This is a genomic window from Ruegeria sp. BG7 (assembly GCF_056535685.1).
In genome coordinates this window covers 2129559-2149956 of the sequence record NZ_JBQFIU010000001.1, presented here as the reverse complement: position 1 = coordinate 2149956, position 20398 = coordinate 2129559, and the positions used below count along the sequence as shown (strand labels likewise).

At 56.3% G+C, this 20398-nt stretch carries 21 protein-coding genes, 1 tRNA gene and 1 pseudogene; 12 read left to right on the top strand and 11 right to left on the bottom strand.

Annotated features, from left to right (window positions below; translation table 11 throughout):
- Positions 1 to 56: 56 nt before the first annotated feature.
- Entirely contained in the window at positions 57 to 1454 is a 1398-nt protein-coding gene (gene regB / locus ACR3EH_RS10655) for a sensor histidine kinase RegB (protein WP_171092738.1), read from the bottom strand.
- 91 nt (positions 1455 to 1545) lie between these two features.
- On the opposite strand from regB, the gene ACR3EH_RS10650 reads away from it, so the two are divergent.
- Positions 1546 to 2172, top strand: a complete 627-nt coding sequence (locus tag ACR3EH_RS10650; RefSeq protein ID WP_171184727.1) for an SCO family protein — start codon at positions 1546 to 1548, stop codon at positions 2170 to 2172.
- Positions 2173 to 2252: 80 nt separating this feature from the next.
- Positions 2253 to 2807: an ActR/PrrA/RegA family redox response regulator transcription factor gene (locus ACR3EH_RS10645; protein ID WP_050604676.1), complete on the top strand. Its 555-nt coding sequence runs from the start codon at positions 2253 to 2255 to the stop codon at positions 2805 to 2807.
- 51 nt (positions 2808 to 2858) lie between these two features.
- Here ACR3EH_RS10645 and ACR3EH_RS10640 read toward each other — a convergent pair whose 3' ends face one another.
- On the bottom strand, positions 2859 to 3353 hold the full coding sequence (locus ACR3EH_RS10640) for a CHAP domain-containing protein (protein WP_371732110.1): 495 nt from the start codon (positions 3351 to 3353) through the stop codon (positions 2859 to 2861).
- Positions 3354 to 3603: 250 nt separating this feature from the next.
- On the opposite strand from ACR3EH_RS10640, the pseudogene ACR3EH_RS10635 reads away from it, so the two are divergent.
- Positions 3604 to 3678, top strand: a pseudogene (locus ACR3EH_RS10635) (two-component system response regulator); the annotation flags it as partial.
- Between the two features lie 47 nt (positions 3679 to 3725).
- On the opposite strand, the gene ACR3EH_RS10630 reads toward ACR3EH_RS10635, so the two are convergent.
- Positions 3726 to 4448, bottom strand: coding sequence for an SGNH/GDSL hydrolase family protein (locus ACR3EH_RS10630; protein WP_171184729.1), 723 nt, complete (start codon positions 4446 to 4448; stop codon positions 3726 to 3728).
- 33 nt (positions 4449 to 4481) lie between these two features.
- On the bottom strand, positions 4482 to 5075 hold the full coding sequence (locus ACR3EH_RS10625; RefSeq protein WP_171184731.1) for an HD domain-containing protein: 594 nt from the start codon (positions 5073 to 5075) through the stop codon (positions 4482 to 4484).
- Between the two features lie 206 nt (positions 5076 to 5281).
- On the opposite strand from ACR3EH_RS10625, the gene ACR3EH_RS10620 reads away from it, so the two are divergent.
- From ACR3EH_RS10620 to ACR3EH_RS10605, 4 genes are all read left to right on the top strand, one after another.
- Positions 5282 to 5596 carry a hypothetical protein gene (locus tag ACR3EH_RS10620; protein WP_171092729.1) on the top strand — a complete coding sequence of 105 codons (315 nt, stop codon included), beginning with the start codon at positions 5282 to 5284 and terminating at the stop codon, positions 5594 to 5596.
- Positions 5597 to 5700: 104 nt separating this feature from the next.
- Positions 5701 to 7089 carry an adenosylhomocysteinase gene (gene ahcY, locus ACR3EH_RS10615; protein WP_171093342.1) on the top strand — a complete coding sequence of 463 codons (1389 nt, stop codon included), beginning with the start codon at positions 5701 to 5703 and terminating at the stop codon, positions 7087 to 7089.
- Positions 7090 to 7102: 13 nt separating this feature from the next.
- Positions 7103 to 7852 carry an extensin-like domain-containing protein gene (locus ACR3EH_RS10610; protein WP_171184735.1) on the top strand — a complete coding sequence of 250 codons (750 nt, stop codon included), beginning with the start codon at positions 7103 to 7105 and terminating at the stop codon, positions 7850 to 7852.
- Positions 7853 to 7993: 141 nt separating this feature from the next.
- Positions 7994 to 8335 (top strand): DUF2853 family protein, encoded by a 342-nt coding sequence (locus ACR3EH_RS10605; protein WP_171184737.1) that lies wholly within the window; start codon positions 7994 to 7996, stop codon positions 8333 to 8335.
- 217 nt (positions 8336 to 8552) lie between these two features.
- On the opposite strand, the gene ACR3EH_RS10600 is transcribed toward ACR3EH_RS10605, so the two are convergent.
- The 5 genes from ACR3EH_RS10600 to tsaD form a co-directional block, all read right to left on the bottom strand.
- Positions 8553 to 9728 (bottom strand): hypothetical protein, encoded by a 1176-nt coding sequence (locus ACR3EH_RS10600; protein WP_171184739.1) that lies wholly within the window; start codon positions 9726 to 9728, stop codon positions 8553 to 8555.
- Positions 9729 to 9890: 162 nt separating this feature from the next.
- A complete protein-coding gene (locus tag ACR3EH_RS10595) occupies positions 9891 to 10313 on the bottom strand; it encodes an EVE domain-containing protein (RefSeq protein WP_171184807.1) in 423 nt (140 codons plus the stop codon).
- The gene (locus ACR3EH_RS10590; protein ID WP_171184741.1) at positions 10313 to 10582 is read right to left on the bottom strand and encodes a YciI family protein; all 270 of its coding nucleotides are present in this window, start codon (positions 10580 to 10582) and stop codon (positions 10313 to 10315) included. The genes ACR3EH_RS10595 and ACR3EH_RS10590 overlap by 1 nt, the downstream gene beginning before the upstream one ends.
- On the bottom strand, positions 10583 to 11545 hold the full coding sequence (locus ACR3EH_RS10585; RefSeq protein ID WP_171184743.1) for an NAD(P)H-dependent glycerol-3-phosphate dehydrogenase: 963 nt from the start codon (positions 11543 to 11545) through the stop codon (positions 10583 to 10585).
- A complete protein-coding gene (gene tsaD, locus ACR3EH_RS10580) occupies positions 11542 to 12639 on the bottom strand; it encodes a tRNA (adenosine(37)-N6)-threonylcarbamoyltransferase complex transferase subunit TsaD (protein WP_171184744.1) in 1098 nt (365 codons plus the stop codon). Before tsaD ends, ACR3EH_RS10585 begins: the two co-directional genes overlap by 4 nt.
- 99 nt (positions 12640 to 12738) lie before the next feature.
- Here tsaD and ACR3EH_RS10575 point away from each other — a divergent pair, with 99 nt between their 5' ends.
- From ACR3EH_RS10575 to ACR3EH_RS10565, 3 genes are read left to right on the top strand one after another with little or no spacing between them, the layout of a single operon-like run.
- Entirely contained in the window at positions 12739 to 13452 is a 714-nt protein-coding gene (locus tag ACR3EH_RS10575) for a uroporphyrinogen-III synthase (protein WP_171184746.1), read from the top strand.
- A gap of 54 nt (positions 13453 to 13506) precedes the next feature.
- Positions 13507 to 14805, top strand: coding sequence for a COG4223 family protein (locus ACR3EH_RS10570; protein WP_480634832.1), 1299 nt, complete (start codon positions 13507 to 13509; stop codon positions 14803 to 14805).
- A gap of 10 nt (positions 14806 to 14815) precedes the next feature.
- Positions 14816 to 16309, top strand: a complete 1494-nt coding sequence (locus tag ACR3EH_RS10565) for a heme biosynthesis protein HemY (protein ID WP_171675776.1) — start codon at positions 14816 to 14818, stop codon at positions 16307 to 16309.
- 297 nt (positions 16310 to 16606) lie between these two features.
- On the opposite strand, the gene ACR3EH_RS10560 is transcribed toward ACR3EH_RS10565, so the two are convergent.
- Positions 16607 to 16693 (bottom strand) — tRNA-Leu (locus ACR3EH_RS10560).
- A 201-nt stretch (positions 16694 to 16894) separates the two neighbouring features.
- Here ACR3EH_RS10560 and ACR3EH_RS10555 point away from each other — a divergent pair.
- Positions 16895 to 17887, top strand: coding sequence for a complex I NDUFA9 subunit family protein (locus ACR3EH_RS10555; protein WP_171675774.1), 993 nt, complete (start codon positions 16895 to 16897; stop codon positions 17885 to 17887).
- Here ACR3EH_RS10555 and ACR3EH_RS10550 read toward each other — a convergent pair.
- On the bottom strand, positions 17878 to 18681 hold the full coding sequence (locus tag ACR3EH_RS10550; protein ID WP_171675772.1) for an undecaprenyl-diphosphate phosphatase: 804 nt from the start codon (positions 18679 to 18681) through the stop codon (positions 17878 to 17880). The two genes, ACR3EH_RS10555 and ACR3EH_RS10550, sit on opposite strands and share 10 nt — an antisense overlap.
- A 229-nt stretch (positions 18682 to 18910) precedes the next feature.
- Between ACR3EH_RS10550 and ACR3EH_RS10545 the strand changes: the two genes are divergently transcribed.
- Positions 18911 to 20344, top strand: a complete 1434-nt coding sequence (locus ACR3EH_RS10545) for an NAD(P)-dependent oxidoreductase (protein WP_171184756.1) — start codon at positions 18911 to 18913, stop codon at positions 20342 to 20344.
- Positions 20345 to 20398 lie beyond the last annotated feature (54 nt).

Here is a 20398-nt window from a genome sequence, read left to right as displayed (position 1 = left end):
AAAGCAGACTCCAACCCGCTTGGACTATGAGCATGATTGGTTAACGGTCTCTTAACTCACACCTGAATGCGTTCGTTCAGACCCGATGGGACAGGCGTATCGCCTTTTTGTGCGTCAATCAGCTTGCGTGGCCAGGAGACTTTGACAATGGCGCCTCTGCGTGCGGGGTCGTCAGTCAGGCGTTGATAGGGATCAGCGCCATTGGCGAACTCCAATTCAGCACCACTGCGTTCCAGCAAGGTTTTGGCGATGAACAGGCCAAGGCCCATGCCTTCATATTCAGGGCGGGCCTTCTGGTCCGTTTCTGCCCGCCTGCGTCGCATAAAGGGATCACCGATGCGACCAATCATATGAGATGGATATCCGCGTCCGTCGTCCATAATACTGACGGTGATAAGGTTGTCGGTCCATTCAGCCTCGACCCAGACATTATACCGTGCAAAATCCACTGCATTCTGAATCAGGTTTCGCAATCCGTGGATGATTTCAGGCTTTCGCAGGATTGAAGGCTGTTGCACATCCCCGTCCTGCGCCGGCCCTTCGTAAAAGTGGACCTCTTTACCGCGGCCGACATGTGGTTCTGCGGCTTCATTCACCACGGTCGAAAGCGGGGCCTGCCGCAAATGAAGGTCGTCCTTACCAGCCCGGCCCATGTCCCTTAGAATGTCCCGGCACCGGTCGGCCTGCTCGCGGATCAAAGCGGCGTCTTCCTTGAGGTCGGGGTGGTCGTCCAGTTCCTCGATCAGTTCCGCGCTGGTCAGTTTGATTGTCGCCAGCGGCGTGCCCAACTCGTGCGCGGCGGCCGCAACAACGCCACCCAAATCAGTCAACTTCTGTTCACGCGCCAGGGCCATGTGCGTCGCAGCCAATGCTTCAGACATGGACTGAACCTCAGCGCTGACGCGGTGGGAATAAGCTCCGATAAAAACAATAGCGATGACGATCGCGGCCCAATTGCCGAACAGAAGAATATCCGGAATATCCAGAACCAGCCCCAGGCTGGTGCGCAGTGGCAGATGGAACTCGGCCAGCAGGGTCGTCAGCACAATCGCCACCGCGCCAACGATCAGGGTCGAACGCGTGCTCATGACATTGGCCGAGATCGTGACTGGACCCAACAGCAGAAGCGCAAACGGATTGTTCAGCCCACCGGTCAGGTACAGCAATATGGACAACTGCAAGAGGTCAAACAGAACCATCAAAAAATTTTCAAACTCGGTCAGACGCTTGTTCTGTGGGAACAAAAGGATGGCCGTCAGGTTGCCCATGACCGAAATGCCGATGGCCAGATAGCACAGGCCCAGCTGCAACTGCACATCGTAATATTGCTGGGCAACAGTAATGGCTGTGAATTGGCCAATGATGGCCACCCATCGCAACAGGATCAGAGTGCGCAGGCGAATCCAGCTGCTCCGTTCCTGGCCGCGCCAAAAAGTCTGGTTGGATTCTGCCATCGGTTCCTTATGTCCTGTTGCAAAGGCTGATCATCTTGATAGGTGTCCCGGCCGAAACGATCAACAACCCCCTTGTGACCGGAACACTGAAATGACCCGTCTATACGCAATTCTCGCAACTGTTGTATTGGCAATTGGCCTTGGGGCCATGTGGCTTTTGACGCGGGGCAGCGGTTCTGATGACCAGTTTGCGCAGTGCCGGTCCAGCCAGATCGCAGGGGGAGCGGCCACTATCGGTGGGCCGTTTGAGCTGGTCAATGGCAAGGGCGAAACGGTGACTGACGCAGATGTGATCACCGAGCCGACGCTGGTTTATTTCGGCTACACGTTCTGCCCGGATGTCTGTCCTTTTGACATGTCGCGCAATGCTGACGCCGTGGATATCTTGGCCGAGCGCGGGTATTCCACGACGCCGCTGTTCATTTCAATCGACCCCGAACGTGACACGCCAGAGGTGGTGGATGACTATGCCTTCAACCTAGGGGGCAAGACCATCGCGCTGACAGGCTCGCCCGAGCAAGTGAAGGCGGCAAGCAAGGCTTACAAGACCTATTACAAGGCGCATGACAAAAGCGACGAGTACTATTTGGTCGATCACTCCACCTTCACATATCTGGTCACGCCCGAGCATGGTTTTCTTGAATTTTTCAAGCGCGATGACACGGCCGAGCAAATGGCGGACAAGGTCGGATGCTTTTTGGATCAGGCCGCTTCGTAACAAGGTTGTTTGACCTTTGTTCCCGCGCTGCTATTACTCATGTTCAAGCCAACGGCATGAAATAGCAGAAAGACCTAAGTATGGCAGACAGTTCTCAGCTTGATATTGGCCCTGATAAATCCCTGCTTCTGGTGGATGATGACGAGCCGTTTCTGAGACGTTTGGCCAAGGCCATGGAAAAGCGTGGGTTCGAAGTTGAAACCGCCGGATCCGTCGCAGCAGGCCGCGCTATTTCTACTGCACGCCCCCCGGCTTATGCCGTGGTTGACCTGCGGCTTGAGGATGGCAACGGCCTGGACGTGGTTGAAGTGCTGCGCGAAAAACGCCCGGACAGCCGGGTCGTGGTTCTGACGGGCTATGGCGCAATTGCGACTGCCGTGGCCGCCGTGAAGATCGGTGCAACAGATTATCTGTCCAAACCCGCCGATGCGACTGACATTACCAACGCGCTGCTGGCCAAGGGCGATGAACTGCCGCCGCCGCCGGAAAACCCCATGAGCGCAGATCGCGTGCGCTGGGAACACATCCAGCGGGTTTATGAGCTATGTGATCGGAACGTCTCGGAGACGGCGCGACGGTTGAACATGCACCGCCGGACGTTGCAGCGGATTTTGGCAAAGCGCAGCCCCAGATAGAGAAAAGCCGTTGGGTTCGGTCCGATCAGGGTCCTCTTCGGAGGATCCAAATTAGGGCTGCGCGTCAGGATTCGGATAAATGAACCCGTTTACCGGGTACAAGCTGCCATATTGACCCGGAAGGCTTTCGACCCGTACCAGCGTCCAGTCATTGTTTTTGGACACGTCTCTGACGCCCATCTTCAATGACACTTTGTTGCGGTGCCAATTGGCGTGGTTCACGATGACTTCGCGCTCGGTGACAACATCGGATACGACAGCCACATGGCCAAGTGGCATCCCGCGTGTTGCCCGAAACGACATGACAGAACCAACAACCGGCTCGTTGCCCCGATCAAACGCACTGCGCGCCTTGCCCCACCAATCCTTGGCGTTTCCACGAATTTCGATACCGCTGAGGTTGCGCGCATAGGGCACGCACCACACCCTTTGCCCGCGGGACTGCTTTTGCGAGACCTCGCGTAGCGCCATCAACTGACGGTCCGGGTCAAGCTGCGCATCGGTTGGGCCGTGGGCGCACGCAGAAATCAGACTCAAAAACCCCACCGCAATTGCGGCTCGGGTTGTGCCGGACAAACGCGGCCAATTCGTGTCTGTTTTGCGTATGCCTGTGTTCAAGAATCTTCACTGCCCATTCGAAGACATGTGAGTTTTAGGGCTAACGTGCGGGCTGTGAAAAGAGGTCTGCAAATACGCGGCAAGATTTCGCCGGTTCTCTGTTGCGTCGTTAAGACAATAGCGGGTCCCGAAGACGACTAAAAAACCGAAGTGTTTAATACTGAGCTTGGGTAGTTCGTCCGAGACGACACGATGTCTGAACATGCATCGTCGGACGTTGCAGTGGATTTTCGCAAAGCGCAGCCCGCGTTAGGGGCGTCTTTGTCTTAGCACACAGACCAAAGCGCTGACTGATCTTTGTCACGGTTGATTTGATTGGCACGGAACGTGAGCACAGAGCTGTCGGGCGAGATGCGCGTACCCGAGTGCATTGGGATGCAACCCGTCTGATGTCCAGTCGCGGACGTTATCACCGTATTCAAGTGGCGGTGCGAGAAAGGTACAGGTCTTCATGTTTGCACAGGCTTGTTGTGCAGCAGCGTTAAAAGCGGATCGGAACGCCTCGTTCTCGGGCGTCCAGGTTGCGTCTTTAACGGGCAGAACAGCGCTCCAGATCAATGTGTTGGCGGGTGCAAAAGTGTCCGCAAGCTGCGCGACAAAGCCCGGAACCTCTTCCACGGGAGTGTTAGTCATTGCATCATTGACGCCGATCGCCAGATACCAGACCGGAATATGCGCTATGAGTTCTGGGTTAACCCTTGCAATCAGACCCGGCGTTGTGTCACGGCTAATCCCCAGGTTCAGAGAGTTTTTGACCACGTTACTGGTCAGCCACCCTTCAATGATGGAATCGCCGATAAAAGCGATTTGAATATCGGGTGAAGCCAATGCCTGAGAAGTTGGCCGTTCGTGCAACCAGACCATACGCTTGTAGTGATTGGTTTCAGTTACGGGAATGGAAGCTCCGCTGAATTTGCGGATTGTTTTTGAAAGGTATCCGGTTTTGATCAAAACGGCAGTAAGAGTCAAAAACAGAAGCAGATTAGTGAGCAGTAGAAGCTGGATTCCCATCTGTTTCTTCATCTCTTTACCACCATTTGTCGCTCGAACCGCCTGCTACAGCTGTGACAGCAGGTCTTCATGCCGTGCGGTATAGGCTTGCCGCACCTCAATTGGCGGGCGCAAGGTAATAGTCAGTCCTTCCATTACTGCTTTGTCCGGACGACCAAAAAACTTGGTGGCCTCGGCCTCTGAAAAGCCCGCAATCTGCGTCGCCTCCATCCATGCGCTGATCTTGTCTGCCTTCTTAATCTGCCGTTTCACCGTCTTCGGAACTTCGGCAGGCAAGCCGAACCGGATGTGGATCGCCGCCGCCAGACGGTCATCCAGTGCGCCATAATCCGGGCCGACGGCGGATTTGACCGGCGAGATCATGTCGCCGATCACATATTCCGGCGCATCGTGTAACAGCGCGGCCAGCCGCCATTTGATTGGCGCTTTGGGCGAAATTCGACCAAATATCTCTTCTACCAGCAAGGAATGCTCGGCCACGGAATAGGCAAAATCACCATTGGTTTGACCGTTCCAGCGCGCCACAAAGGCCAGTCCGTGCGCGATATCTTCGATCTCGATATCCACTGGGGTCGGGTCCAGCAGGTCCAGCCTGCGGCCTGACAGCATCCTCTGCCATGCTCGGGGTTGTGTTGCCATTTTGCCATGCCTTGTGAAGTCGGACACATAAAAATCGTATTTTTCTGCTATGATGTACCTGTCAGGATCACTAGCTGCCAACGTTTTCTTGAGCGTTCGTGCTTTGAAACATCACCACTCGATCCCGACATTAAAACCGAGGGGGGCACACGCTTCTCCCGGTGTGCTCCTCTCGCAAGCGAAACGCGATACGAAAGGAGTTCGCCATGTTCAAGCGTTTGTTCGCCATTACATTGACCTTTGGTATGGCTGCCACAGCCCCACCTGCTTTTGCCCAAAACTGCGCAGAGCGAGAATCGATCATCACCAAATTGCAGGAAAGCTACGCCGAGGAATTGGCCTTTGGTGGCTTGCAAAAGACGCGCGGTGCGCAATCGGTGATGGAGGTTTGGACCTCGAAGAAAACCGGTAGTTATACCGTTCTGGTCACCAATGCGAATGGCATCAGCTGTATTGTTGCCGTTGGCACGGATTTTTTTGAAGCAATACCAAAGATAAAAATTGACGGCACCCCAAGCTGACATCAGCCCTTAGCCTTCGGTTTCAACTCATCGACATTGCCACCTGCCCCAAGGAATGCTAGGGGCAGCCGGGACTGAGTAAAACCAGAAAAATGGAGCGCCTGATGGCTGGGGACTATATCGTTAAGGACATTTCACTGGCCGGGTTTGGTCGTAAGGAATTGGACATTGCTGAAACCGAAATGCCGGGGCTGATGTCCCTGCGTGCAGAATACGGTGAAAGCAAACCTCTGAAAGGTGCGCGTATCGTTGGATCGCTGCACATGACCATCCAAACTGCCGTTCTGATCGAAACGCTGGTGGCGCTGGGCGCGGATGTGCGCTGGGCCTCGTGCAACATCTTCTCGACCCAAGACCACGCGGCTGCTGCGATTGCTGAGGCCGGTATTCCTGTTTTCGCCATCAAAGGTCAGACGCTGGAAGAGCATTGGGATTATCTGGACAAGTCCTTCCTGTTCGACGAAGGCCCGAACATGATCCTGGATGATGGCGGCGACGCGACGCTTTACATCCTGCTGGGTGCTCGCGCTGAGGCGGGTGAAGACATTATCCCTGTTCCGGGCTCGGAAGAGGAAGAGGTGATCAAGAAGCAGATCGCCAAACGCATGGAAGCATCGCCGGGCTGGTTCACCAAGATGCGCGACCAAATTCAGGGTGTGTCCGAGGAAACCACCACTGGTGTGAACCGCCTGTATCAGCTGGTGAAAGACGGCCACCTGCCGTTCCCTGCGATCAACGTGAATGACTCGGTCACCAAGTCGAAATTTGACAACAAATACGGCTGCAAAGAGTCGCTGGTCGACGGCATCCGCCGCGCCACTGACACCATGATGGCCGGCAAGGTTGCCGTGGTTTGCGGTTACGGCGACGTGGGCAAAGGCTCGGCCGCTTCGCTGCGCGGCGCCGGTGCCCGCGTGAAGGTCACCGAAGTTGACCCGATCTGCGCCCTTCAGGCTGCGATGGACGGTTTCGAAGTCACCCTGTTGGAAGACGAAGTTGCCAGCGCGGATATCTTTATCACCACCACCGGCAACAAGGACGTGATCCGCATCGAGCATATGCGCGCGATGAAGGACATGGCGATCGTTGGCAACATCGGTCACTTTGACAATGAAATCCAGGTTGCCAGCCTGAAGAACCACAAATGGACCAACATCAAGGAACAGGTGGACATGATCGAGATGCCTTCGGGCAACCGCATCATTCTGCTGTCCGAAGGCCGTCTGCTGAACCTCGGCAACGCCACTGGGCACCCCTCGTTCGTGATGTCGGCATCCTTTACCAACCAGGTTCTGGCGCAGATCGAGCTGTTTACCAAAGGCGATCAGTACAACAACGAGGTCTACATCCTGCCCAAGCATCTGGATGAGAAAGTGGCCCGCCTGCACCTGGATCGCATCGGCGTGAAGCTGACCCAGATGGACGCCGATCAGGCTGCCTATATCGGTGTGAAGCCGGAAGGTCCCTACAAGCCGGAACACTACCGCTACTAAGCGCTGTCTGACGATGACGCAGACTTCTGGACGCCGCCGGTTTTTGTACTCGGCGGCGTCTTTCATTTTCCGGCTGGCAGTCGTGGTGATCCTGTTGGGCGGAGGGGGATGGTGGCTGCTGGCGCATCCCAATACTCCGGTGCCTTCTTATTGGAATCCGTTGCGCGATCTGAAAATCAGCGCGCCGGTGACGCCGGTCACAAAATGGCAGCTGAATCGCGCGCTGGCGCATGAGGCACAGTGCCGGGCGGCTTTGGCAGAGGCTGGTGTGCAATTCCCGGCAATGCAGGATCTGGTTGTCGATCAGAATTGTGGCATCAGCGGCCGGGGTTTGCTGTCGCAACTGGTCACGGCGCGAATGGAGCCTGTGGAAACCAGCTGCACCACCACCTTGCGCCTGGCCATGTGGGAACACCACGTTGTGCAACCCGCTGCGCGCGATCTGCTTGGGACCGACATAACCCGATTGCGTCACATCGGCAGCTATAACTGCCGCCGTATGCGCACCGCGCAGGGTGAAAACAGCGGTTGGAGCAGCCACGCCCGCGCGGACTCGATCGACATTATCGGTATGGATACGGCTGATGGTCGAACGCTGACCTTGTTGTCTGACTGGCAGGGCGCAGAACCGGAAGCCGCTTTTCTGCGCCAGATCTGGCGCGGGGCTTGCGAGTGGTTTCGCGTTGTTCTTGGCCCTGATTTCAATCGTTTGCACGCGGACCATTTCCACCTGCAAGGCCCCGGTTGGGGATACTGCCGATAGACCTTTTGGCAGTTACTGTTCCAAACGCGATTTTGGGGGGAGAAATCGCGGATTTTTTTCCTTTTGGAAAAACCGTGGACGCGGCTACTCTTCCGGCCATCGGTGAGGATTGCCGGATTTATGGATTAAGGAGACTGGGATATGGGCAAGCGCGACGAGTTGATCGCTAAATACGCAGAAGATTTGAAAAGCAAATGTGGGATGGACCCCGATATGGACCTGTTGACCAAGGTCACCATCGGTTGCGGTCCGGCGATTTACGACGCAGACGCGGCAACAGTTGCAGCCAGCCAAGACTCCGAACTGGAAACAGTCAAGAACAACTTCCTGATCAAAAAGTTGGGTCTGGCCGACGGGCCGGAACTGATGGAGGGGATCAACAAAGCCATGGAAACCTACGGCATGTCCGAGCGCAACAAATACCGCGCCGTGGTTTATTACATGCTGACTAAGCATTTTGGCAAAGAAGCGGTATACGGCTGATTTGTCGATAAATTCATGCAACGCCCGTCTTCTTCGGCGGGCGTTTCTCATTTGAATCGTAGTTTAAATATTTGACGTTTGAACCACCGGCAACGGTTGGGCTAAGTTCAAACTGTGACCAGGACGGTCAGAACCAGACATTTCCATACGCGTGTGGTGAGTAGGGAGCACGCGGGGGTAGGGAAGGTTCTGCACCGTCAGAACCTTCCCTTATTTATTACCTAAGCTCATTGAGTATGCGGTCTATAAAGGTCTCGAAGCTTGTCGGTTGCCGGTCTGACTCGCGGCTTACCCCTCCACCCGAGCCAGCCAGATAGACTTCAATGCGTCCAGGGCGTGTTTTGCTGCCAGAACCTGTGAAGTCCCGCGCAATACCACCCAAAGCCTTGGCAGCAAGATCGGCGTTCTCGGCGTCTGCGGGGTGATAATACCGCACCTGAGTTTCTCTGATCCGATAGCCTACGCGCGCCGTCGCAACCACATTCGCCTGGCTTTCGTTCAATAGTTCGAATGCCCGGTCGCTGGTGTCTTGCGAAACCCGTGCCGGAACGAACAGTGACACTTCAAGGTCGATCGAAGGTTTAGCGGGTTGAAGTGGTTTTACCTCAGAGTAATTTGGAGTCGCTGATTGCGTGATCTCTTTGGGCAATGGGTCGAAGACTGCTTGTGTCGGCTGCAAAGAACTACGCTTTTTCAGCAGGCCGGAATCGGGATATGGCGGCGCAACGGGAACTGAAAATGACACCGGTTTGGCAAGCGTTTCCGGATCCTCCAAAACAGGTTCAAGTGAGGCGGGAAGAAACACAATTGGCGGGGCAAGTGACGCTTCGGTTTCTTGCAGTGGTGTTTCATCAATTTCAATGGGAGGCGGAACTGGCTTTTTCTCAAGAATCGGAGCTTGGATTTCTTCTTCAAGCGCGGGCGCAGCAGGATCCTCTGGAATTTGTTCGGTTGATGCCGCTGTAGGCGAAAGTGTTTCGTCCAATGCAGGTTCGTCGCCAGGATCATTCGACTGCACGACGGAGTTTTTGGGCGTGGACTGTTGGGCTTCAATCAGCTTTGTTCCTGCCCAATGCAGCAAAGCCCCACATAACAGAGCCGCCACAATAATTGGGATTCGGCTTTTCGAAGGCGGTTTGCTGACAGGTTCATCCAGGTGGAGTGAGCGCACCCGTTCGGACACGATCTCGTCGATCTCAGTGTCATCTGTTGGCGGTAGAAGGTCTGTTTCAGTTGGTTTCAAGCGCGGTGGTTCGCGCGCTTCGACCTTTCCATCAGCCAGCGCGTTTGCACGCTTTTCGCGCGCCTCTTTCAGGCGCGCTTCCCAGGTTTTTGTGTTCTTCGCAGCGACGGCGTCTTCGAGAATCCCACTGCCGCCTTTAACGTCAGACATGGGGTCACACTTTCAAGAAAGACCGAATTTTATTCGAACACCACCAAGCGTCTGCGATTACAAAAAACAGCAGATGGCAAGCCCCCACCCGGCGAAGCCCAGAGAAACATAGCATTTTGTCGAGCGCTTGAGAAGTTTTACGCCAGACACAAGGTTTGCACGTCAATCAGGCTGCGTGTCGCCCAATGCGCAAATCACCTTCCATTCGTCCTCAGTCACCGGCTGCACCGACAAGCGCGAGTTCTTGACTAGCACCATTTCAGCTAGACGTTCGTCCCCCTTGATCTGGTCCAGCGTCACCGGTTTGGCAAAGGGACGAACTGCCTTGATGTCCACGCATTCCCATCGATCATCATCGGTGGTGCTATCTGGATGAGCTTCGGCGCAGACCTCGACGATGCCTACCACTGATTTGTCTTTTTGCGAGTGGTAAAAGAACCCGCGATCCCCAACGGCCATCTGCCGCATGAAATTGCGCGCCTGATAGTTTCGCACGCCATCCCATTCCTCGCCGCTATCCCCTTTTGCGGATTGCTGGTTCCAGCTCCAGGTTGAAGGTTCGGACTTGAACAGCCAATACGCCATCAGCCGATCACCTTTTTCCATGGAATCAGCTCAACCGATTGAAACAACCCCGCCTTGGCATAGGGGTCATTGTCGGCCCAGGTCTGCGCGGCGGCCGTATCGGCGACGTCCAAAATGATCAACGACCCGATCATAGCATCACCATTCAACAGGGGCCCCGCCTGAGAAACCACGCCCGTCTCTTCGATATAAGCTAGGTGAGCGGCGCGGTTGTCCAGCCTGGTTTGCTGCGCGTCGGGCTTGTCTTTGGCGATGAGAGCGATCAGCATTTATTCCTCCTTAAGGGGTCGATTGAGCAAGGTTTGAATGGCCTCAGACACACTGTATGCACCGTGGCTCAGATCCGCCACCGTAGTGCTGATAGGCATGTCCAACCCTTCTTTTTCAGCGATGTCCGACATGGCGCGCGCTGTGGCGACACCTTCGACTGTCGTCTGGCTGTCAAAACTCTGGTTTAGACCCAAACTCAGGCCAAAACGGTAATTTCGGGACAAGTCAGACGAACAGGTCAGAACAAGGTCACCCAGTCCCGACAATCCCATCAGAGTATCAGGGCGCGCGCCCCGGGCCGTGGCGAATCGCTGCATCTCAACAAAGCCGCGGGTCAGCAATGCCGCGCGCGCACTGTCGCCCAATCCGGCCCCCATTGTCGCGCCGCATGCGATGGCCATAACGTTTTTTAGCGCACCGCCTAGCTCGGCCCCAACCGTGTCGGTCGTGCGATAAAGACGAAGATTTGTCGTTGTTAGTTCGGCTTGCAGCGTTTTGCCGATCTGGGCATCTGCACATGCCAGTGTCAGCGCAGTTGGCAGGCCGCGTGCGATGTCGTCAGCAAAGCTGGGCCCGGTCAGCAGCGCGATGTTGGCATTTGGTACAACGCTTTCAATCACGGCTATCGGTCCGAGGCCCGTGGACAATTCGATCCCTTTGCAGCAGGCAACCAGTGTTTTGCCCTGCAACAAGGGTGCATGATCCGTCAAAGCCTGTCGCAGTTTCTGCATCGGCACAGCCAGAAGAAGTGTATCTGCTGTGCACGCTTCCTGTATATCTGCCGTAGCGGCAATGTTTGGCGGCAAGGTTACACCGGGCAGGCGGGCCTCGTTTCTTCGTGCCTCTTGCATTTGTCGCGCTTGGTTTTCGTCACGCGACCACAGCGTAACCTGCCCATTGCCCGCCAATGAAATCGCCAGTGCGGTTCCAAATGCGCCAGAGCCCAGGACAGAAATGCTCATGCCTTGGCCCCTTTCTTGCCACTGCCCAGCATTGCGGGGCTGCGCTGATCCAGAGGCCAACGGGGACGTGCGGTCAGGTCCAGACCGTCGCGCGCGCCGGTGCGAAAACGCTCCAGCCCGGCATAGGCGATCATGGCGGCGTTGTCTGTGCACAAGGGCAGCGGCGGGGCCGTGAATCGCGTGCCTTTTTCCGCACAAACAGTCTCTAACGCAGCTCGAATTGCCGAATTTGCCGCGACGCCTCCGGCAACGGCGATGACGGGTTCGGAAGGGTTGAGGACCAGATACTGGTCCATCGCGCGTCGGGTTTTCTCGGCCAAGGTGTCCACAATCGCTTGTTGGAATCCGGCGCATAAATCCGCGCGGTCCTGACGGGTCAGCCCGCCCTTTTCGGCAACGATCTGGTCGCGCATCCGCATCAAAGCCGTTTTCAACCCCGAGAAGGACAGATCGCAACCGGGCCGGTCCAGCAGCGGCCGGGGAAAGCGAAAGCGTTTGGGATCCCCTGCGCGGGCCTCAGCTTCAACAGACGGACCACCGGGTTGTGGCAGGCCCAGAAGGCGCGCTGTTTTGTCGAAGGCTTCTCCGGGCGCGTCATCAATTGTGCCGCCAAGGCGCGTGAATTGCTCGGGTCCGTGAGCAATCAGGTATTGGCAATGGCCGCCAGAGACCAGAAGCATCAAATAGGGAAAGCTGATCCCGTCTGTCAGGCGCGGTGTCAGCGCGTGCCCGGCAAGGTGATTGACGCCTATCAGGGGCAAACCGGTCGCGGCACTCAGCCCTTTGGCGCACATGACGCCAGACATGACGCCGCCTATCAGGCCAGGGCCCGCTGTGACGGCTATGGCATCCATATCGCGCAGATCAAGGTCAGCGGCCTCCAGCGCTTGTTTTACGCAGATGTCCAGCTTTTCCGCATGCGCACGCGCGGCGATTTCGGGCACAACACCGCCATAGGCGCTGTGCAGATCGGTTTGACCATGTACCACCGACGACAGGATTTCAGCATGCGCGCCTTCGGTTTGGCGCACAACGGCGGCAGCCGTGTCGTCACAGCTACTTTCCAAACCCAGCACGGTAAGTGTTTGCACCATCACCCTGATCCGTTGCATCATGTCATCAACGGCGGGGTATCACCCTGCGCGGATGCAAACAATCCTCAAGGGCCAAGGCGCCATACGTTGTATTTGTTGATGACCCGCCCGCGTGCAGCCTCGAAACGGTTTGTCGCGCAGTTGCCAACCCGCGTCAGATCCCGGGTTCAGGTTATCTATTCTCCTATTCTCGAGATCCGACCCTTGAGCGTCGCGGTCGAAACAGAGGGAGTGAAGGGCCTGATTTTCACCTCGGCCAACGCGGTGAATGCGGCGGCTTCCAAAGGTGTTGATCGCACGTTGCCTGCTTATTGCGTCGGTCCGTCGACGACCGGGACCGCCAAAGGTTACGGCTGGCAGGCCGAGATGGTTGGGGCCGCAGCCGAAGAGCTTGTGGGATATTTGCTGAAGAATCGGCCCGACAGCCCTTTGTTGCATTTACGGGGCGAGCACACACGCGGCAATATCGCGGCTCGACTTACCGAATCCGGTCTGACTGTGCGCGAGCAGCCGGTTTATCAGCAGCTTCTGTTGCCGCTAACACCCGAGGCGGCAGACGCCGCAGACCGAAATTTGCCAGTCATCGCCCCATTATTTTCGCCGCGCACGGCGCGACATTTTGCCGATATTTGGTCCGGCTCAGCGCCGCTTTGGCTTGCCGCAATCAGTCAGGCAACGGCCGATCCCCTTTATTCCATGGACTATGCGCACCTAAAGATCGCCAAAGCGCCGACACCCAAGAAAATGCGTAAGGCAGTTAAAAAGCTTGTAAAACATGTGTTGCGGGTTGAGGGAGGCGAGGTCCCCGATTAACTTAACTTGGGCTGTTATTCATCTGAATTTGGATTCGATAAGGGGAATATTGCGGTGGCTGGTAAGAAGAAATCCGAGGAAAAGCCGGTGGAAGACCCCAAGGCAGACGACGTTGTTGAATCCGAGCTGCAACAGGAAGATACGCCTGTTGACCCCGATGAACCTGTAGCAGAAGACCTTTCCGAAGCCGAAGCCGAAGCCGAAGCCGAAGCCGAAGCCGAAGCCGAAGCCGAAGCCGAAGCCGAAGCCGAAGCCGAAGCCGAAGCCGAAGCCGAAGCCGAAGCCGAAGCCGAAGCCGAAGCCGAAGCCGAAGCCGAAGCCGAAGTACCGCCGGAAGATACCGCTCCGGTCAAAGAAAAAACTGTCGAGCGTGTGGTGGAAAAGCGCGGTGGATTTGTGCCCGCTTTGCTGGGCGGTGCTGTCGCCGCTGTAGTCGGATTTGCGCTGGGCAATGGTGGGCTGTTACCGGGTGGAACCGACAACTCGGACGCTCTGGCGGCACTGGAATCGAAACTGGCGGATCAGTCGGATCAGATTGCGAAGCTGTCTCAGACGCTGGCAAACACTCCAGACGTTTCTGGTCTGACCGATCAGGTCAAAGCCCTGTCTGACAAGCTGGCACCGGTCGAAGGTGACCTGAACGCGGTCAAATCATCAGTTGATGCGCTGTCCGGTCAGGTCACGCCTTTATCGGAACGGATCGCAACGCTTGAGAAAGCCCCAATCGAAGCCAACGCATCACCCGAGGCCACTGCCGCATTTGAGGCTGAGCTGAAAAAGCTTCAGGATTCGCTGGCGGCGCAACGGGCTGAGGTCGAAAAGATGGTGTCGGACGCGCAAGCGCTCGAGGCGAAAGCATCTGCCGAAGCTCAGACGGCATCAAATGCTGCGGTTCTGTCTCGTGTGCATGGGCAGTTGGATGCGGGCCAACCCTATTCCGAACTGGTTGCGGAATTGAAGGCGGGTGGTGTCGATGTGCCTGACGCATTGAGCGCGCCGGCTGACAAAGGTGTGGAAACCTTGTCGTCACTTCGGGCTTCTTTTGAGCCAGCAGCCCGAAATGCTTTGGCAAACGCGCGTGATGCGGACAAGGGCACCGGCCTGATTGCCTTTTTGCAACGGCAAACGGGTGCGCGTTCGGTCACGCCACAAGAAGGGGATGGGCCGGACGCCGTTCTGTCGCGCGCTCAGGCTGCGCTGGCGGACGGAGACCTGTCCAAAGCGTTGAGCGAGCTGAAATCACTTCCCGAAGCGGCGCAGACTGCGATGGCCGATTGGGAGCAGGCGGCTCAGACACGGGTCGCTGCCGTCGATGCGGCGAATACTTTGGCTTCTGGCCTGAACTCGAACTGAAGGACCTGCCATGCTGTGGTCACTGTTTAAGATCCTCGTTTTTGTTGCGATTATTGGCCTGCTGGCGCTGGGCGGTCAGTTCCTGATGCAAACCAGCGGTGGGGTGCAGATCACCGTTGCGGGCACGGAATTCACGCTTGGGCCATTGCAATCCGTGATTGCGCTGGGCGTGCTGGTATTTGCGGTTTGGCTGTTCTTCAAACTACTCAGCCTTTTGGTTGCCACGCTTAAGTTCCTCAACGGCGATGAAACGGCCCTGTCGCGATATTTCGACCGCAGCCGCGAACAGCGCGGGTATCAGGCGCTGTCGGATGGTCTGATGGCACTGGCTTCGGGTGAGGGGCGTGCAGCAATGACCAAAGCCAACAAGGCCGAGAAGCTGTTGAACAAGCCGGAACTGACAAATCTGCTGGTGGCACAGGCGGCCGAGATGACGGGCGACACCAAGAAAGCGGCTGAAACCTACAAGAAACTTGTCACCAATAACGCGACCCGCTTTGTCGGCGTGCGCGGGATCATGAAGCAGAAGCTGGCTGAAGGTGATGATGAAACGGCCCGCAAGCTGGCCGAAAAGGCTTTGGCGATCAAACCGCGCCATGAAGAAACGCAAGACGTTTTGCTGAACCTGCAAACCAAGGCCCAGGATTGGGCCGGGGCGCGTTCGACCCTGTCTTCCAAATTGAAAGCGGGCTATCTGCCGCGTGACGTGTTCAAGCGCCGCGACGCGGTTCTGGCTTTGTCCGAAGCGAAGGATATTCTGAACGAAGATGCGAGCGTAGAACAGCAGGAACACGCGATCGAGGCCAATCGACTGTCACCTGATCTGGTGCCTGCCGCGGCCATGGCCGCCCGTGCTTACATCGCCAAAGGCAAACCCCGCCCGGCAACCAAGATTCTGAAAAAGGCCTGGGAGGCGCAACCTCATCCAGATTTGGCCCATGCCTTTGCCGAGATTGCGCCGGATGAAACGCCTGCGGAAAGGCTCAAGCGTTTTACCGCGCTGACCCGCATTCACCCCGAGAATTTGGAAACCCGTTTGATTCTTGCCGAGTTGAACATCGTAGCCGAAGATTTCCCAGAAGCCCGCCGTGCGCTGGGGGATGTGGTGGAAAAACAAGGAGATGCGCGTGCTTTCACGTTGATGGCCGCCATTGAGCGCGGCGAAGGTGCTACGGACGCTGTTGTACAGGGCTGGCTGGCAAAGGCGCTCAACGCACCGCGTGGTCCGCAGTGGGTGTGTGACAATTGTCATGACATCCAACCCGAATGGGCCCCGGTTTGCCAGAATTGCGGCAGCTTCGATACGCTCAGCTGGCAAACACCCCAGACGCCCGAGATCGCAAGTGCGACCGGCGTTCACATGTTGCCATTGATCGTCGGTGCACTTGAAGACAAAACGGACGAACCGGAAGAGGCAGAGCCGCTGGACGAGACTGAAACGGTTGAAGCGACAGCGGAGCCCGTCGAAGTTGCAGAAGAGACCGAAGTTCAGAAACAGGCCTGAGCCTGACTCAGACCAATTTGGTCATCACATCTGAATCTGTGTGCCTTTGAGCCTCCGGTCGCTGATCGGAGGCTTTTCTGCGTTGAAAGCTATGGCGTGGTCTGAACCTCCGAATTGCGAATACCTTGATCCGCTTCATTTTCGGACTTTTAGCGATGTGCTTCAGGGCAAGCCGTGATGTTTTGCTTTGCGCCCGGTGCGGGGATCAGAACGGAACGCACAACGCAGACAGAGCTTGACGTAGACAGGTACGCTCTACCGCAACCGCGTTTATTTTCAGCATGTTAGGAAAAAATTTGGTGCCCAGGAGAGGACTCGAACCTCCACGTCCATACGGACACTAGCACCTGAAGCTAGCGCGTCTACCAATTCCGCCACCTGGGCAGGTGTCGTGAGGGGGCGTTTAAGCCCAGTGGCGGAGGGCGTCAACCAGATTCGCAGAGATTTTTGAAAGTTTTTTGAATTTGCTCCTGAGCCGCTGAATTGGCTCGGCGCATTTCACTCCTCACGCGGCGAATTAGCGCCTTGTTAGGAAGGCTTGCGGGCGTTAGGTCTAGGGCGCAATTTCTCAGCAGGAGCCCTCTCATGTCGAAACTGGTGACGATTTATGGCGGATCGGGATTTGTCGGTCGCTACATCGCGCGGCGCATGGCAAGTGAAGGGTGGCGTGTACGGGTAGCAGTGCGCCGCCCGAACGAGGCGATGTTCGTGAAACCTTATGGCGTCGTCGGCCAGGTCGAGCCGGTGTTGTGCAACATCCGCGATGACGCGTCCGTTGCGCTTGCCATGCACAGTGCGGATGCTGTGGTCAACTGCGTTGGTGTTTTGAACGAACTGGGCAAAAACGATTTTGGTGCTGTACAGGCCGAAGGGGCCGAGCGTATTGCGCGATTGGCGGCTGAGCAGGGGATTGAACGGATGGTTCATGTCTCGGCCATTGGCGCTGTTGCCAACGCCGCCAGCGAATATTCTCAGACCAAGGCGCAGGGCGAGGCGGGCGTGTTGAAGCACATGCCAAACGCGGTGATCCTTCGGCCTTCCGTGATTTTTGGCACAGAGGATCAATTCTTCAACCGCTTCGCCGGGATGACGCGCATGGGGCCGTTCCTGCCATTGGTTGGGGCCGAAACCAAATTCCAGCCGGTTTTTGTGGATGATGTGGCCAAGGCTGCGGTCAAAGGCGTTCTGGGACAGGCCGAACCTGGCGTGTATGAGCTGGGTGGTCCCGAGGTCAAAACCTTCCGCGCTTTGATGCAGCAGATGCTGGAAGTGATCCATCGTCGTCGCGTTATCATCGGTATGCCGTTCTTTGCCGCTCGGATCATGGCGGGTGTTCTGGATATCGTGAAGTTTGTCAGTTTCCAGTTGTTCCCGAACAACATTCTGACCCGCGATCAGCTGAAGAACCTGCGGAACGACAATGTGGTGTCCGATGGAGCAAGGTCTTTCGCCGATCTTGAGATCACGCCGACCACGTTGGAATCTGTGCTGCCGGAATACTTGTGGAAGTTCCGCCCCTCGGGTCAGTATGACGAGATTCAGAATTCGGCAAAGAACCTGCGGACTGATCAGCTGTAGGCCATAAACAGCAGGATCGCGCCAAGAATGACGCGGTAGATGACATAGGGTGTGAAGCTGACGCTGCGCAGTAGCCGCATCATCAGGCTGAGTGCCAAAAGAGCTGAGAAAAAAGCAAACACCGCAGCAATGGCGCCGTCGCGCGCCAACCGTGCGTCGGCGTTTCCTATCACATCCAAAGCAAGCAGGGTGCCAGAGGCAAGGATCGTCGGGATCGACATCAACATGGCAATCCGCGCGCCGTCTTCGCGGGTATAGCCTAACTGGCGCGCGCCAGTGATGGTGATTCCAGACCGTGATGTGCCTGGGATCAGGGCAAGAACCTGCCACAATCCCATTTTGAACGCGTCGCGTACGCCCCAATCAGCGGTTTCTTTGGTTTGTGGGGCTTTCTGGTCCATCCAATACAGCAACAGACCGAAACCCAACATGGTCCAACCAATTACAGTGATCGAACGCATGGCCTCACTCAGCCCGGTCATATACAGGATGAAGCCTGCGATCACTGTCGGGATTGTTGCGATGATCAGGCCCAGGGCTAAGCGTGCTTGTTCTGTGTCAGTACGGCCAATCAAGGCATGCGGTAGGCCCGAAATGGCGCGTTTAACGTCCGGCCAGAAATACAGAACGACCGCGCCAAGGGTTCCCACATGCACCGCAACGTCTATGGTTTGCCCCTGATCCTGCAGGCCCGTCAGGTTTGGCAAAAGGATCAGGTGACCTGATGAAGATATGGGCAAAAACTCAGTGATTCCCTGAATAATTGCTACGAGAATCAGGTGGAAAAGACTCATCTGCCCTGCCGAGTTACGGTCACTATTGCTTTCCTTGTATGGGTATAAGGGTGGTGCAAGAAAAGAAAGCACACAAATAGGTCCGAAGCGGAACTAAAATTCGGTTACTTTTTCTGAAATTGACTTGCAGATGGCCGATTTTCTCAATTTAGGTCAGTATAATTGACTTTTAATCCGAAAGACTATTTCGTAAAGAGACCGGACCAAGCCAATTCATGGAGTCTGACCCGTGGCCAAGCAACCGATGCTGAAATTTGTGCAGATCGACCGGGACATGCCGGAAAAACGCGCCGCTGATGTGCGCAAGGAAGACTTCAACGAGATCTATGCGGAATATGCCGCTGCCAAAGCGGAAGAACAAGCCAGCCGGTGCAGCCAATGTGGCGTGCCCTATTGCCAGTCACACTGCCCGCTGCACAACAACATCCCCGACTGGCTGAACCTAACGGCCACCGGTCGTCTGGAAGAGGCGTATCAGACCAGCCAGGCGACCAATACCTTCCCCGAGATCTGCGGCCGTATCTGCCCGCAGGACCGTTTGTGCGAAGGCAATTGTGTGATCGAACAATCGGGTCATGGCACCGTGACCATCGGCACGATCGAGAAATACATCACCGACACCGCTTGGGACAAAGGCTGGGTGAAGCCTGTCGCGCCAACCGCAGAGCGCAGCGAAAGTGTGGGTATCATCGGTGGTGGCCCAGGTGGCTTGGCTGCTGCAGACATGCTGCGCCGCGCCGGAATTCAGGTCACTGTCTACGACCGCTATGATCGTGCGGGTGGATTGTTGATGTATGGTATTCCGGGTTTCAAGCTTGAAAAGGACGTTGTGCAACGGCGCAACGATCTGCTGTCTGAAGGCGGCGTGACATTTGAGCTGAACTGCGACGTCGACGCCGAGAAATTTGCGGAAATCCATGCCAAGCATGACGCGGTTATCATTGCAACTGGCGTTTATAAATCGCGTGACTTGTCCATGCCAGGAAGTGGGTTGGGTGGAATCGAGAAAGCCATCGATTTCCTGACCGCCTCGAACCGTAAAAGCTTTGGCGACGACGTAGAAGACTTCGACAATGGCCGCCTGAATGCTGAAGGCAAGAAAGTGGTTGTGATCGGTGGCGGCGACACGGCAATGGACTGTGTGCGTACCTCGATCCGTCAGGGCGCGACCTCGGTCAAATGTCTGTACCGACGCGACCGTGCCAATATGCCTGGCTCGCAACGTGAAACACAAAATGCCGAGGAAGAAGGCGTCGTCTTTGAATGGCTCAGCGCGCCCAAAGGGTTCACCGGTGACGACAAAGTAACCGGCGTGATGGTGCAGAAGATGCGTCTGGGGCAACCCGATGCTTCGGGCCGTCAGGCTCCGGAAGTCATCGAAGGTGCGGACTATGTGGAAGAGGCCGATCTGGTCATCAAGGCGTTGGGTTTTGAGCCTGAGGACCTGCCCACTCTGTTCGGCCAACCGGATTTGCCTGTGACACGCTGGGGCACCGTTAAGGCTGCATTCCAGACAGGTGAGACCGAAATGGATGGCGTCTATGCCATTGGTGATATCGTGCGCGGTGCATCGCTGGTCGTCTGGGCGATCCGCGACGGTCGCGACTGTGCCGACGCGATCATCGACCGTTTCAATGCCAAAGCGGCCATCGCAGCCGAATAAGCTCAAGGATTATCAGGGTTCGACGCCAAGACGTCCCCTTGAAAGAAGGAAACA

Excerpts from the sequence above, each read along its gene's own strand:
- regB (WP_171092738.1), bottom strand. The coding sequence starts at position 1,454 with ATGGCAGAATCCAACCAGACTTTTTGGCGCGGCCAGGAACGGAGCAGC.
- ACR3EH_RS10650 (WP_171184727.1), top strand. The coding sequence starts at position 1,546 with ATGACCCGTCTATACGCAATTCTCGCAACTGTTGTATTGGCAATTGGC.
- ACR3EH_RS10645 (WP_050604676.1), top strand. The coding sequence starts at position 2,253 with ATGGCAGACAGTTCTCAGCTTGATATTGGCCCTGATAAATCCCTGCTT.
- ACR3EH_RS10630 (WP_171184729.1), bottom strand. The coding sequence starts at position 4,448 with ATGAAGAAACAGATGGGAATCCAGCTTCTACTGCTCACTAATCTGCTT.
- ACR3EH_RS10625 (WP_171184731.1), bottom strand. The coding sequence starts at position 5,075 with ATGGCAACACAACCCCGAGCATGGCAGAGGATGCTGTCAGGCCGCAGG.
- ACR3EH_RS10620 (WP_171092729.1), top strand. The coding sequence starts at position 5,282 with ATGTTCAAGCGTTTGTTCGCCATTACATTGACCTTTGGTATGGCTGCC.
- ahcY (WP_171093342.1), top strand. The coding sequence starts at position 5,701 with ATGGCTGGGGACTATATCGTTAAGGACATTTCACTGGCCGGGTTTGGT.
- ACR3EH_RS10610 (WP_171184735.1), top strand. The coding sequence starts at position 7,103 with ATGACGCAGACTTCTGGACGCCGCCGGTTTTTGTACTCGGCGGCGTCT.
- ACR3EH_RS10605 (WP_171184737.1), top strand. The coding sequence starts at position 7,994 with ATGGGCAAGCGCGACGAGTTGATCGCTAAATACGCAGAAGATTTGAAA.
- ACR3EH_RS10600 (WP_171184739.1), bottom strand. The coding sequence starts at position 9,728 with ATGTCTGACGTTAAAGGCGGCAGTGGGATTCTCGAAGACGCCGTCGCT.
- ACR3EH_RS10595 (WP_171184807.1), bottom strand. The coding sequence starts at position 10,313 with ATGGCGTATTGGCTGTTCAAGTCCGAACCTTCAACCTGGAGCTGGAAC.
- ACR3EH_RS10590 (WP_171184741.1), bottom strand. The coding sequence starts at position 10,582 with ATGCTGATCGCTCTCATCGCCAAAGACAAGCCCGACGCGCAGCAAACC.
- ACR3EH_RS10585 (WP_171184743.1), bottom strand. The coding sequence starts at position 11,545 with ATGAGCATTTCTGTCCTGGGCTCTGGCGCATTTGGAACCGCACTGGCG.
- tsaD (WP_171184744.1), bottom strand. The coding sequence starts at position 12,639 with ATGGTGCAAACACTTACCGTGCTGGGTTTGGAAAGTAGCTGTGACGAC.
- ACR3EH_RS10575 (WP_171184746.1), top strand. The coding sequence starts at position 12,739 with ATGACCCGCCCGCGTGCAGCCTCGAAACGGTTTGTCGCGCAGTTGCCA.
- ACR3EH_RS10565 (WP_171675776.1), top strand. The coding sequence starts at position 14,816 with ATGCTGTGGTCACTGTTTAAGATCCTCGTTTTTGTTGCGATTATTGGC.
- ACR3EH_RS10555 (WP_171675774.1), top strand. The coding sequence starts at position 16,895 with ATGTCGAAACTGGTGACGATTTATGGCGGATCGGGATTTGTCGGTCGC.
- ACR3EH_RS10550 (WP_171675772.1), bottom strand. The coding sequence starts at position 18,681 with ATGAGTCTTTTCCACCTGATTCTCGTAGCAATTATTCAGGGAATCACT.